Origin of the sequence: Kitasatospora sp. NPDC059722, assembly GCF_042733235.1 — a bacterium.
Classification (GTDB): domain Bacteria; phylum Actinomycetota; class Actinomycetes; order Streptomycetales; family Streptomycetaceae; genus Kitasatospora.
Window position 1 is genome coordinate 2,548 of the sequence record NZ_JBHWGD010000053.1, and the last position, 12,444, is coordinate 14,991.

12 protein-coding genes and 1 pseudogene are annotated in these 12,444 nt (G+C 74.1%); 9 read left to right on the top strand and 4 right to left on the bottom strand.

Annotated features, from left to right (window positions below):
* Positions 1-41: 41 nt before the first annotated feature.
* Positions 42-383: pseudogene (locus ACFV4F_RS28620) on the bottom strand (MarR family winged helix-turn-helix transcriptional regulator); the annotation flags it as partial.
* Positions 384-505: 122 nt separating this feature from the next.
* Between ACFV4F_RS28620 and ilvA the strand changes: the two are divergent.
* The 3 genes from ilvA to ACFV4F_RS28635 all read left to right on the top strand — a co-directional run bounded on the left by ilvA (position 506) and on the right by ACFV4F_RS28635 (position 3,843).
* On the top strand, positions 506-1,717 hold the full coding sequence (gene ilvA / locus ACFV4F_RS28625; RefSeq protein WP_380506694.1) for a threonine ammonia-lyase: 1,212 nt from the start codon (positions 506-508) through the stop codon (positions 1,715-1,717).
* Positions 1,718-1,898: 181 nt separating this feature from the next.
* The gene (locus ACFV4F_RS28630; protein WP_380506697.1) at positions 1,899-2,984 is read left to right on the top strand and encodes an ATP-binding cassette domain-containing protein; all 1,086 of its coding nucleotides are present in this window, start codon (positions 1,899-1,901) and stop codon (positions 2,982-2,984) included.
* Position 2,985: 1 nt separating this feature from the next.
* Positions 2,986-3,843, top strand: coding sequence for an ABC transporter permease (locus tag ACFV4F_RS28635; RefSeq protein WP_380441557.1), 858 nt, complete (start codon positions 2,986-2,988; stop codon positions 3,841-3,843).
* A gap of 89 nt (positions 3,844-3,932) precedes the next feature.
* Here the strand turns inward: ACFV4F_RS28635 and greA are convergent, their stop codons facing one another.
* Together greA and ACFV4F_RS28645 are read right to left on the bottom strand one after the other, a co-directional pair.
* Complete coding sequence (gene greA / locus ACFV4F_RS28640) at positions 3,933-4,433, bottom strand: transcription elongation factor GreA (protein WP_380441559.1); 501 nt, start codon at positions 4,431-4,433, stop codon at positions 3,933-3,935.
* A 304-nt stretch (positions 4,434-4,737) separates the two neighbouring features.
* A complete protein-coding gene (locus tag ACFV4F_RS28645; RefSeq protein WP_380441561.1) occupies positions 4,738-5,151 on the bottom strand; it encodes a DUF4307 domain-containing protein in 414 nt (137 codons plus the stop codon).
* A 240-nt stretch (positions 5,152-5,391) separates the two neighbouring features.
* On the opposite strand from ACFV4F_RS28645, the gene mca reads away from it, so the two are divergent.
* The 4 genes from mca to ACFV4F_RS28665 all read left to right on the top strand — a co-directional run bounded on the left by mca (position 5,392) and on the right by ACFV4F_RS28665 (position 9,558).
* Positions 5,392-6,297 (top strand): mycothiol conjugate amidase Mca, encoded by a 906-nt coding sequence (gene mca / locus ACFV4F_RS28650; RefSeq protein WP_380441563.1) that lies wholly within the window; start codon positions 5,392-5,394, stop codon positions 6,295-6,297.
* Positions 6,298-6,346: 49 nt separating this feature from the next.
* A complete protein-coding gene (locus tag ACFV4F_RS28655) occupies positions 6,347-6,538 on the top strand; it encodes a hypothetical protein (protein ID WP_329927391.1) in 192 nt (63 codons plus the stop codon).
* 43 nt (positions 6,539-6,581) lie between these two features.
* Positions 6,582-8,630 (top strand): thioredoxin domain-containing protein, encoded by a 2,049-nt coding sequence (locus tag ACFV4F_RS28660; RefSeq protein ID WP_380441566.1) that lies wholly within the window; start codon positions 6,582-6,584, stop codon positions 8,628-8,630.
* A gap of 67 nt (positions 8,631-8,697) precedes the next feature.
* Complete coding sequence (locus ACFV4F_RS28665; protein ID WP_380506700.1) at positions 8,698-9,558, top strand: GNAT family N-acetyltransferase; 861 nt, start codon at positions 8,698-8,700, stop codon at positions 9,556-9,558.
* A gap of 29 nt (positions 9,559-9,587) precedes the next feature.
* On the opposite strand, the gene ACFV4F_RS28670 is transcribed toward ACFV4F_RS28665, so the two are convergent.
* Positions 9,588-10,520, bottom strand: a complete 933-nt coding sequence (locus tag ACFV4F_RS28670; RefSeq protein WP_380506702.1) for a hypothetical protein — start codon at positions 10,518-10,520, stop codon at positions 9,588-9,590.
* 265 nt (positions 10,521-10,785) lie between these two features.
* Between ACFV4F_RS28670 and ACFV4F_RS28675 the strand changes: the two genes are divergently transcribed.
* On the top strand, positions 10,786-11,460 hold the full coding sequence (locus ACFV4F_RS28675; RefSeq protein WP_380441572.1) for a papain-like cysteine protease family protein: 675 nt from the start codon (positions 10,786-10,788) through the stop codon (positions 11,458-11,460).
* A gap of 9 nt (positions 11,461-11,469) precedes the next feature.
* Complete coding sequence (locus ACFV4F_RS28680; RefSeq protein ID WP_380506705.1) at positions 11,470-12,330, top strand: hypothetical protein; 861 nt, start codon at positions 11,470-11,472, stop codon at positions 12,328-12,330.
* Positions 12,331-12,444 lie beyond the last annotated feature (114 nt).

The window sequence follows — 12,444 nt, forward strand, 5'->3', positions numbered from 1 at the left end:
AGTTTTTATACCCACCCCGCGGGGCCAGGGCCGGCGGCCACACCCCCCCGGGGGGGGCCCCCGCGGGGGGGGCGGGCGGCGCCCGGGGCGGGGGGGGGGGCGGGCCCCCCCCCCCCCCCGACCAGCCCGGCCGCCACCAGCGGGGCGACCTGGCGGGTCACCGTGGAGGAGTCCACGCCGAGCGCGTCGGCCAGTGCCTTGACGTTGGCCGGCCCGTGCCGCTCCAGGCGGTCGAGCAGCAGGTAGGCGGCCCGGTCCAGCGCGCCGAGGCCGTCGGAGGTCCGGACCTGTTCCATCCGGCGGGCGAACACCGCCAGCTGGTACTGGAGTTGGCTGTGCACGGGGTCGGTGCGGTCGGTGGCCTGGGGCGAGGTCGTCGTCATCGCGGCTCACGATCGTCGTGCGGTGAGGGAGGCTCAGAAGCAGCAGATTACGCGGGCGGGGCTGGCCCGGGAACAGTCCCGGCATGCCGGATTGCCGGCCGCCGCCGCCGTAGGCTGGCGGTATGCGCAACCTGCCGATCACCCTCGACGACGTCCGCGGGGCCCAGAAGATGCTGGCCGGGGTCGCCCGGGTGACCCCGATGGAGGGCAGCCGCCACCTGTCGTCGCTGATCGGCGCGCCGGTCCACCTGAAGTGCGAGAACCTCCAGCGCACCGGCTCGTTCAAGCTGCGCGGGGCGTACGTGCGGATCGCGGGACTCACGCCGGTGCAGCGGGCCGGCGGAGTGGTCGCGGCGAGCGCCGGGAACCACGCCCAGGGGGTGGCGCTGGCGGCCTCGCTCCTGGGCGTCCGCTCGACCGTCTTCATGCCGGTGGCCGCGCCGCTGCCGAAGGTCGCGGCGACCCGTGACTACGGCGCCGAGGTCCGGCTGCACGGCAGCACGGTGGACGAGGCGCTGCAGGCCGCGCAGCAGTACTCGGAGACGACCGGCGCGGTCTTCATCCACCCCTTCGACCACTGGGACGTGGTCACCGGCCAGGCCACCGTGGGCCTGGAGATCCTGGAGCAGTGCCCCGAGGTGCGGACCATCCTGGTCGGCGTGGGCGGCGGCGGGCTGCTGGCCGGGATCGCGGCGGCGGTCAAGCCGCTGCGGCCGGACGTGCGGGTGGTCGGCGTGCAGGCGGCGGGCGCCGCCGCCTACCCGCCCTCGCTGGCCGCCGGGCGGCCGGTGTCGCTGGAGCGCTTCGCCACGATGGCGGACGGGATCATGGTCGGCCGCCCGGGGGACATCCCGTTCGAGGTGGTCAACATGCTGGCGGACGGGATCCGGACGGTCTCCGAGGACGCGCTGTCGCGGGCGCTGCTGCTCGGCCTGGAGCGGCTGAAGCTCGTCGTCGAACCGGCCGGGGCGGCCCCGATCGCGGCGCTGCTGGAGCAGCCGGGCACCTTCGACGGCCCGGTGGTGGCCGTCCTGTCGGGCGGCAACATCGACCCGCAGCTGATGCAGCGGGTGCTGCGGCACGGGCTGGCGGCGGCCGGGCGCTACCTGTCGCTGCGGGTGCGCCTCGCCGACAAGCCGGGCGCGCTGGCGGACCTGCTGGGCGTCCTGACCAGGGTGGACGCGAACGTGCTGGACGTCGCGCACGTGCGGACCGACCCGCGGCTCGGGCTGACGGAGGTCGAGGTCGACCTGCACCTGGAGACCAAGGGGCCGGAGCACTGCGCGCTGGTGGTCGGCGAGCTGCGGGACGCGGGGTACGTCGTCGGCGCCTGAGGGTGCTCCGGCGGCCGCGGGGGCGGGTCTTTGAAATCCCTTGACGCGATATATCGTGAGCTGCCAGACTCGCGATACATCGCGTTCCCTGTCCATGGGCGAAAACCGAGTCGCCCGCGTTGCCGCACTCGGGGCACAGTGGGACAGATCGCCCATTTCGTCCGAGGAGATGAGGCAGGCCATGGCGCCAGCCATCCAAGCCGAGAACCTGGTGAAGACCTTCGGCGACGTACGAGCCCTCGACGGCGTCAGCCTGGACGTCCCCGAGGGCACGGTGCTCGGGCTGCTCGGCCCCAACGGCGCCGGCAAGACGACCACCGTGCGCGTCCTCACCACCCTGCTGCAACCGGATTCCGGGCGGGCCGTGGTCGCCGGGGTCGACGTGCTCAAGCACCCCAACCGGGTCCGCAGCCTGATCGGCCTCTCCGGTCAGTACGCCGCCGTCGACGAGTACCTGACCGGCTTCGAGAACCTCCAGATGGTCGGCGAGCTCTACCAGATGACGGCGCGTGACGCGAAGGCCCGCGCGCTGGAGCTCCTGGAGTGGTTCAACCTCACCGAGGCCAAGGACCGCACCGCCAAGACGTACTCGGGCGGCATGCGCCGGCGCCTCGACCTCGCCGCCGCGCTGGTCGTCCGGCCGCCGGTGATGTTCCTCGACGAGCCGACCACCGGCCTCGACCCGCGCAACCGGCTCGCGCTCTGGGAGGTCATCGAGACCCTGGTCGAGCAGGGCACCACGCTGCTGCTCACCACCCAGTACCTGGAGGAGGCCGACCGCCTCGCCCACGACATCGCCGTGGTCGACCACGGCCGGGTGATCGCCCGCGGCACCGCCGACCAGCTCAAGGCGCAGATCGGCGGCGAGCGCATCGAGGTCGTCGTGCACCGCGCCGACGACGTCCCCGCGGCGGTCGCGGCGCTGTCCGGCTACGCGCTCGGCGAGCCCGCGGTCGAGCGCAACACCCGGAGGATCACCGTCCCGGTCAGCGGCGGCGCCCGGGTCCTCGCGGACGCGATCCGCGAGCTCGACGCCCGCTCGATCGAGATCGACGACATCGGCCTGCGCCGCCCGACCCTGGACGACGTCTTCCTGACGCTCACCGGGCACGTCGCCGAGTCCGCGGACGACGAGAACGGCGCGGGCGCCAAGGGCCGCGGCAAGGGCGGGCGCGGCAAGGGCGGGGCCGACGGGGCCGACGGGGCCGGCGGGGACGGCGGCGAGGGCCGGGACGAGCAGGCCGTCGCGGCCGGAACGGAGCGCTGAGATGACGACCGCCACCGAGCACGCGATCGGCGGGGCGGTGCCCCGCCAGCGCCGGGGTCTCTCCGCGACCCTGCACGACTCCTGGGTCGTCGCCAAGCGCAACCTGCGCCGGATGTCGCGGATCCCGGAGATCGTGGTCTTCGGGCTCATGCAGCCCGTCATGTTCGTGCTGCTGTTCTCCTACGTCATGGGCGGCGCGATCCAGATCCCCGGGACGCAGGCCAGCTCCAACTCCTACATCCAGTTCCTGATGGCCGGCATCTTCGCCCAGACCGTCACGTTCGCGACCGCCGGGGCCTCGGCCGGCATCGCGGAGGACATGACCAAGGGCCTGGTGGACCGGTTCCGCTCGCTGCCGATGGCCCGCTCGGCGGTGCTGGTCGGGCGCACCCTGGCCGACCTGGTCCAGACGGCGTTCACCGTGATCGTGCTGGCCCTGGTCGCGCTGGCGGTCGGCTGGCGGATCCACGACGGGATCCTGAAGGCGCTCGGCGCGTTCGTGCTGCTGCTCCTGCTCGGCTACGCCTTCTCGTGGATCGGCGCGCTGATCGGCCTGTCGGTGCGCAGCCCGGAGGCGGCCACCTCGGCCGGTCTGATCTGGCTGTTCCCGCTGACCTTCGTGTCCAACGCGTTCGTGCCGGTCAGCTCGATGCCGGGCTGGCTGCAGGGCGTCGCGTACTGGAACCCGTTCAGCGCCACCGTGCAGGCCTGCCGGGACCTCTTCGGCAACCAGGTCGGGCCGGTGGACAGCGCCTGGCCGATGCAGCACGCGGCGCTGGTGTCGCTGGCCTGGTCGGTGCTGATCACGGCGGTGTTCTCGTGGCTGTCGGTGCGCAAGTACCGCTCGGCCGCGGGCTGATCGCCGTCCGGACGTGCCGAAGGGCGACCGCGGAGCTCCGCGGCCGCCCTTCGCCGTGCTGTGTTCCGGGGGGTGTGAACCGGGGTGGATCAGCCGGCGTGCGGCGTGACCTTGAGGATCTTCACCATGGCGGGCCGGCCGTTGGGCAGCTCGTAGGTGGCCTCGTCGCCGATCTGCTTGCCGTCGATCGCGCGGCCCAGCGGGGACTGCGGCGAGTACACGTCCAGGTCGCCGGAGCTGGCCACCTCGCGCGAGGCGAGCAGGAACTCCATGGTGTCGTCCTCGTCGCCGTCGAAGGCGATCGTGACGATCATGCCCGGGGCCACCACGCCCGAGTCCGCGGGGGCCTCGCCGACCTTGGCGCGCTCCAGGAGCTGGGTGAGCTGGCGGATGCGCAGCTCGTACTTGCCCTGCTCCTCCTTGGCGGCGTGGTAACCGGCGTTCTCCTTGAGGTCGCCCTCCTCGCGCGCCGCCTCGATCTTCTGGGCGATCTCGATGCGCCAGGGTCCGGTCAGGTGATCCAGCTCGGCCTTGAGCTGGTCGTAGCCGGCCTGAGTGAGCCAGGTCACGTTCTCACTGGTCTGGGTCACAGGTGCTCCTCGTAGGTGCTGGGGCTGTGCTGAGGGTGTGAGTCGTCAGCAGGGGGTTGGTGGTGATATCGGTCTCAACTACAAAGCAACGCCCGCTCCCGTACCATCCGGTGCGGAAGGGGCGAAACCACGAGCCTAACAAGTCCTGCCGACAAGCGGGATAGTCGTTTGCGCGCCATTGACGGCGGCGTTGCGCCAAGGTGTACAGCGAGCGGTGCGGGCCCCTGTCTGGATGCCCGTTCGCGAGATCGAATATGCGCGGGTTGCCGGGCGCGGCGCCACCGGATACCCGGCGGTTCGCGGGTCACTTGGCGGGCGTGCAGCCCAGGAGCTCGGCGGTGGTGCCCCGGGCGGTGGTGCGCAGGCTGACCACGGCGTCGTAGCCGGAGCCCGCGGCGGGGACGGGGAAGTCGGCCAGGCCGACCACGGAGCCGTCGGAGCCCTGCGAGCGGACGGTGCAGCTGCCGGCCGTCCCGTCGCCCTTGCTCACCGAGAGGTGCAGCTGCACCTCGGAGTCCGACACCACCTGGAAGGTCGGCACCGAACCGTTGATCGCCGTCTCGCGGAGCAGGTACGAGCCGCCCAGCCAGGCGATCACGCCGAGGCCCAGCACGCCGCAGACCGCGCCGACGACCTTCAGGCGGCGGTCCGCCTCACGGTCGGCGCTCTTGCCGTAGCGCCCCTCGGGCAGCTTGGCGGTGGTGGTGTCTGCGGTCATCGGGACGAGTCCTCTCCGGGGAAGGGCCGCGCGGGTGGTGCGGGGGAATGCGACGCTCCTCCAGTCCGTCACTATAGGAGGGGCACGCCCGCGGCCGATGCGGCGGGGCGGGGCCCGGCCGTGCCGGTGGACGTCCGGCCGCCCGGTCCCGCGGTGACACGGTCCCTGAGTGTGCGGCTCGGACGACGGGCGGGCCGGCTTCGCGCCGGCGCCCGGACCATATGGAAGGAACGCAAGGCGTTGACTGAGCAGTTGCGACTGATGGCGGTGCACGCCCACCCGGACGACGAGTCCAGCAAGGGCGCGGCCACCATGGCCATGTACGTCGACCAGGGGGTGGACGTGCTCGTGGCCACCTGCACCGGGGGAGAGCGCGGGTCGGTCCTCAACCCCAAGCTCCAGGGGGACCCGTACGTCGAGGAGAACATCCACGAGGTCCGGCGCAAGGAGATGGACGCCGCGCGGGCGATCCTCGGCGTGCGGCAGGCCTGGCTGGGCTTCGTCGACTCCGGCCTGCCCGAGGGGGACCCGCTGCCCCCGCTGCCCGAGGGCTGCTTCGCCCTGCAGGACGTGGAGGAAGCGGCCGAGCCGCTGGTCCGGCTCATCCGCGAGTTCCGCCCGCAGGTCATCACGACCTACGACGAGAACGGCGGCTACCCGCACCCCGACCACATCATGACCCACAAGATCACGATGGCGGCCTTCGACGCCGCCGGGGACCCGGACGCCTACCCGGAGGCCGGCGAGCCCTGGCAGCCGCTGAAGCTGTACTACAACCACGGCTTCCCGATGGACCGCATCCGCGCGCTGCACGCCCACCTCACCGAGCAGGGCCGCGAGTCGCCCTACGGCGAGTGGATCGCGAACTGGGAGAAGAGCGGCCGCAAGGAGCGCGAGATCACCACCCGGGTGCGCTGCGACGACTGGTTCGAGACCCGCGACCGCGCGCTGATCGCCCACGCCACCCAGATCGACCCGGACGGCCCGTGGTTCCGCGTCCCGCTGGAGGTCCAGCGCGAGGTGTGGCCCACCGAGGACTACGAGCTCGCCCGTACCCTGATCGACGTGGACCTGCCGGAGGACGACCTGTTCGCCGGCCTGCGCACCCCCACCCTGGCGGCCGAGGCCGCCGACACGCGCGACTGAACCACCCCCCGATGGCCCGGCTCGCCGTGAGCCGGGCCACCATAGAGATATGAGCGCCCCCGTGAACCTCGTCCACCTCGCCGCCGACCTCGCCGTCGACGACGCCAAGGTCACCCCCGGTCTCCTCGGCTTCGTTGTCTTCGCCGCCCTCGGCGTGGCCACCTGGTTCCTGGCCAAGTCGATGAACCGGCAGTTCAAGAAGGTCAACTTCGCCGAGGACCCGGAGTCCCCGAAGGAGTGAGCCCCGGGCCCCCGTCCGGGCGCCGATGCGCGAGGATGGGGCCATGCCGAACCGTCTCGCGGACGCGACCTCGCCCTACCTCCTGCAGCACGCCGACAACCCGGTGGACTGGTGGCCGTGGAGCCCGGAGGCCTTCGAGGAGGCGCGCCGGCGCGGCGTGCCCGTGCTGCTGTCCGTCGGGTACGCGGCGTGCCACTGGTGCCACGTCATGGCGCACGAGTCGTTCGAGGACGAGGACGTCGCCGGGTACCTCAACGAGCGGTTCGTCGCCGTCAAGGTCGACCGCGAGGAGCGGCCGGACGTCGACGCCGTCTACATGGAGGCCGTCCAGGCGGCCACCGGGCAGGGCGGCTGGCCGATGACGGTGTTCCTGACGCCGGACAAGGAGCCGTTCTACTTCGGTACGTACTTCCCGCCGCAGCCCCGGCACGGCATGCCGTCCTTCCGGCAGGTGCTGGCGGGCGTCGAGGCCGCCTGGCGGGACCGGCGCGAGGAGGTCGGCGAGGTGGCCGGGCGGATCCGGGCCGACCTCGCCGAGCGGGCCTCGGTGTACTCGGCCGGTGCGCACCACCCGCCCGCGGCGGCCGACCTGCACCAGGCGCTGGTCACCCTCGGCCGCGACTTCGACGAGCGGCGGGGCGGCTTCGGCGGCGCGCCCAAGTTCCCGCCGGCCATGGTGATCGAGTACCTGCTGCGCCACCACGCCCGCACCGGCTCGCAGGCGGCGCTGGAGATGGCCGTGCGCACCGGCGAGGCGATGGCCCGCGGCGGCATCCACGACCAGCTCGGCGGCGGCTTCGCCCGGTACGCGGTGGACGCCGGGTGGGTCGTGCCGCACTTCGAGAAGATGCTGTACGACAACGCGCTCCTGCTGCGCGCCTACCTGCACCTGTGGCGCGCCACCGGGTCCCCGCTGGCGCGCCGGGTGGCGCTGTCGACGGCGGACTTCCTGCTGCGCGAACTGCGCACGCCCGAGGGAGCGTTCGCCTCCGCGCTGGACGCCGACAGCCTCGACGGGGAGACCGGCGCCTCCGCCGAGGGCGCGTACTACGTGTGGGAGCCGGGCCAGCTGGTGGACCTCCTCGGCCCGGCCGACGCCGCCACCGCCGCCCGGCTGTTCTCGGTGACCGCGGACGGCACGTTCGAGCACGGCACCTCCGTCCTCCAGCTCCTCGCCGACCCCGAGGACTTCGACGAGTTTGAGACCATCAGGGAGCGGCTGCTCGCGGCCCGTGCCGAGCGGCCGGCCCCCGCCCGCGACGACAAGGTCGTCGCCGCGTGGAACGGCCTCGCGATCGCCGCGCTCGCCGAGACCGGCGCCCTCCTCGACCGGCCCGACCTCGTCGAGGCCGCCGAGCGCGCCGCCGACCTGCTGCTCGCCGTCCACCTCACCCCCGACGGGCGGCTGCTGCGCACCTCCAGGGACGGCCGGGCCGGCGCCAACGCGGGCGTGCTGGAGGACTACGCGGACATCGCCGAGGGCTTCCTCGCGCTGTACGCCGTCACCGGCGGGGCGGAGTGGCTCCAGCTGGCGGGCGGGCTCCTCGACACCGTGCTCAAGCACTTCACCGACGAGGCGTCCGGCGCGCTCTACGACACCGCCGACGACGCCGAGGAGCTGATCCGCCGCCCGCAGGACCCGACCGACAACGCGACCCCGTCCGGCTGGACGGCCGCCGCCGGCGCCCTGCTCACGTACGCCGCCTACACCGGCTCGGCCCGCCACCGCACCGCCGCCGAACGGGCGCTCGGCATCGTCGGCGCGCTCGCCGCCCGGGCGCCGCGCTTCATCGGCTGGGGCCTCGCCGTCGCGGAGGCGCTGCTCGACGGGCCGCGCGAGGTCGCCGTCGTCGGCCCCGCGGACGACCCGGCGACGGCCGCGCTGCGGCGGGCGGCGCTGCTGGCCACCGCGCCGGGGGCGGTCGTGGCGGTCGGGGCGCCGGCGACCGGCGACACCGAGGTGCCGCTGCTGGCCGACCGGCCGCTGGTGGGCGGGGCGCCCGCCGCGTACGTCTGCCGGCACTTCGCGTGCGACGCGCCGACCACGGACGCGGCGGTGCTGGGCGAGCGGCTGGGCGTGGCCGTCGAGTAGCCGCGGGCGGCGCGCGGCGGCCGGTTAATCGGTGGTGGCGGTGTCCGGGGCGGCGCGAGAATGGCGCATGGCCTGGACCCTGAGCAGTTCCCTCGACGACTTCCGCGAGCGGGCGGGCGGCTTCCTCGCCGCGCACCCGGCCGAGAACACCGTCCTGCTCACGGTCGTACACCGGCTCGCCGAGTCGGGGCCGCACGTCTTCGGGCAGCGGCCGCCGGCCTTCGGGTGGTGGACCGCGGCCCCGGGCGGCCCGGTCCTGGGCGCCTTCCTGCAGACGCCGCCGTACGAGCCCCGGCTCGGCCGCATGCCGGCCGACGCGGCGGCCGAGCTCGCCGCCGAACTCGCCTCCGCCGGGCCGGAGTTCGCGGAGGTCGACGGCGTGTCCGGCGGGGTGGGCGCGGTCCGTGCCTTCGCCGCCGCGTGGACGGCGACCAGCGGGTGCCGGCAGTCCGTCAAGGAGAACCAGCGGCTGTACCGGCTCGGCCGGCTGACCGGCCCGCCGCGCCCGCCGGCCGGCCGCCACCGGCAGGCCTCGGCGGCCGACCGGGAGCTCGTGATCTGCTGGTACGAGGAGTTCGCGGCCGAGGCCGGTGTCCTGGCGCCCGACATCCCGCGGTCCGTCGACGACCGCACCGCCGCCGGGGGCCTGCACCTCTGGGAGGACGGCGGCGAGCCGGTCGCGCTGGCCGGCAACAGCCCGGTGATCGCCGGGATGTCCCGCATCGGCCCCGTCTACACCCCCGCCGACCGGCGCGGCCGCGGCTACGCGAGCGCCGTCACGGCCGCCGCCACGGCGCACGCCCTCGCCGAGGGCGCCGCGCAGGTGCTGCTCTACACCGACCTGGCCAACCCGGTCAGCAACTCGATCTACCGGCAGATCGGGTACCGGCCGGTGGAGGACTGCCTGGGGGTGGCCTTCACGCGGTAGCGGCCGCGGCCCCGTCGCGTCGCGGCGGATCACTCCCAGTCCCACCGGACCCCGAGCAGGCACGGGGTCAGCGCCGTCGCGACGAGGTGCACGCAGTGGTGCCCGTCGAGCGTCAGCTCCTCGCTCTCGTACGGTGCTTCGCCCGGCGAGTGGAGCGCGAAGCGGTGGCAGCGGACCGGCAGGGCGGCCGGGTCGAAGGTGACCTGGAGGACGTACTGGCCCGCGCCCGAGTTGAAGCCGCGGACGTACTCGCAGCTGGGCCCGGGCGAGGGCGCGTCGTCGAAGCCGTAGCCGAGCAGGTGGGTGTCGCCCGCCCGCAGCCGGCGGTCGAGGAGGAGCTCGGCGACGAGCAGGTGGTGGGCCTGGTCGCGGCGGACGCGGCCCGGGCGGCAGTTCTCCTCGGCACGGACGCCGACCCGGGTGATGTCGCAGCCCGGGTCGCCCTGGTAGATGGCCAGGTAGCGGTCGATGCCGTCGCGGTGGGCGCGCAGGGCGTGCTGGGAGTCGCGGCGGACGAGCTGGCGGTCGGGGCCGATGCGGATCCGCTCGATGTGGGTGATGGTGTGCAGCCCGGTGTCGCGGGGGCCGGCGATGGTGGCGAGCAGGTCGTCGACGGCCGTGGCCGGGGTGATGAGGTCGCGGTAGGGGCGCACGGGCGGGCCGGTGGGGGCGGTGTCGGCGGCGCGGCGCGGGCCGAGCAGCCGGGTGAGGGAGTGCTCGGGCAGGTCCAGCACCTCCTCCAGGGCGGCGACGGCACGGAGCGATTCCGGCCGTTCGGGGCGCCGTCGGCCCTGCTGCCAGTAGCTGAGGCTGGTGAGGCCCACGTGGACGCCGCGCAGCGCGAGGTGGCGCCGGACGCGGTGCAGGGCGAGGCCGCGGGCGGTGATGGCGGTGCGCAGGGCCAGGTGGAACGGGCCGGTGCGCAGCGCGGCGGCGAGATCGGGGTGCTCGCTGCGGTGCATGTCTTCCTCCTGGGGAACGGGCGTGGGGAGCCCAGGATTTGACCGTGAATATTCACATCAGCCCGGCTGTTTGTCACCCGTCCGGGCGTGTCGCGCGGGCGTTCCACGGGCGGTGTTCACACCGGGTCACGCCCGTTCACACCTGATCCGCGGTGCCCGCGGCGCCCGTTGACCGGCCTTCGTCAACGGCGCGATGCTCATGGCGCGATCCGGACCGCGCCCCCACACAGCACTTCCCTCTGCTCGTGCAAGGAGGCATTCCCCCATGCCAGTTCCACGGATACGGCTGCGCCGCGCGGTCTCGGTGCTCGCGCTGGGCGTGCTCGGCCCGGCGCTCACCGCGGCCGCGGCCACGCCGGCCGCCGCCGCTCCCGGCCAGGACCGGGTCCCCACCCCGGTCCGGCCGCACGCCCAGGTCCGCCAGGCCGCCGCGCCCGGCAGCACGGCCGACCTGGCCGGCACGTACAAGAAGCTCAACATCACCATGCAGCAGCAACAGCAGACCAACTGGTGCTGGGCGGCGAGCGGGAACACCATCGCCACCTGGTTCGGCTACACCTACAGCCAGAACCAGTTCTGCAACGCGGCGTTCGGCCGCTCGGTCGACTCCGGCTGCCCCAACAGCCAGGCCACGCTGGGCGACGTCCAGAACGCGCTCGGCTGGATCGGCATCAACCCCGGTTCGTACGTCACCGGCTACCTGCGCTACAGCACGGTGCAGGCCGAGGTGGACGCGAACCGGCCGATCGAGGCGCGCATCCAGTGGAGCTCGGGCGGCGGGCACATGCACGTCCTCTACGGGTACGACACCGGCAACAACTGGGTCTACTGGGGCGACCCGTGGCCCTCCAACTACCGCTACAACTGGGCGGACTACTGGTACTACGTGAACAACGACACGTTCTCGTGGACCCACTCCCTGTACCGGATCGGCGCGTGAGGGGCGACCATGACTGACCTCGGGAAGACCCGCCGGGCCGCCACCACCGCCCTGCCGGCCACCGTGCTGCTGGCGGTCGGCGTCGTGCTGGCCCTCGCGCCGGCCGCGCACGCCGACGCACCGGCCGGCGCGCCCGCGCCGGTGGCCGCCGCCGACCTGGCGAAGGCCCGCGACGCCGTGCGGAGCCCGGCCGTGCTGGACCGGCTCGGCCACTTCTTCGCCCGCAAGGGCGTCCCGCCGACGCAGCAGCTGACCATCGGCGCGGCCGACGAGGCGCGGGCGGCGACCGCCGAGACGCCCCGGCTCGCCGGCGACACCGTGCCGGTGTACACCCTGGACGCCGCCTTCGTGGCCGGCACCCCGGGCGCGACCGTCGCGAAGGCGGAGTTCACCGCGAGCAAGGTGGTCGCGGCGGACGGGCAGACCGCTTCGGTGTGGACGGTCCGCCAGGGCGACGACTGGCGGGTCGTCAACATCGCCTCGGGCGGCGACGAGGGCGACTACGCGGCGAAGGCGGCGGCGGACGGCGGCACCGCGTTCCGCGAACCGCAGATCAACGCGTGGTACGCGCTGCGCGACGGCCGGGTGCTGCCGCTCGACGACGAGGCCCGCCGCTCGGTGGGCGCGGACGGGGTGGCGCTGGCCGCGTACCAGCAACTGGTCCACCAGCGGTACGGCGACAAGCTGCCCGGCTCGGCGTACGACCGGGCGGGCGAGGGCGGCGGCTACCAGGTGGCCGCCGCCGCACCGGAACCGGCCGGCCACGGTGCGCTGCTCCCCGCCGCGACGGCGGGCGCGGCGCTGGGCGCCACCGCGCTGGTCGGCGCGGCCGCGGTCCTGCGGCGGAGGACCAGCGCCCGACGAGGGTAGGGCGTCACCGCACGGGGAGGCGGGGGGGCGGCCGCCCCCCCCGGGCCCCCCCGCGGGCGTTCTGGGTGAGGCCCAGTAGGGACCCTAACAAAGGCTACGTAAGCGGGCCCGAGA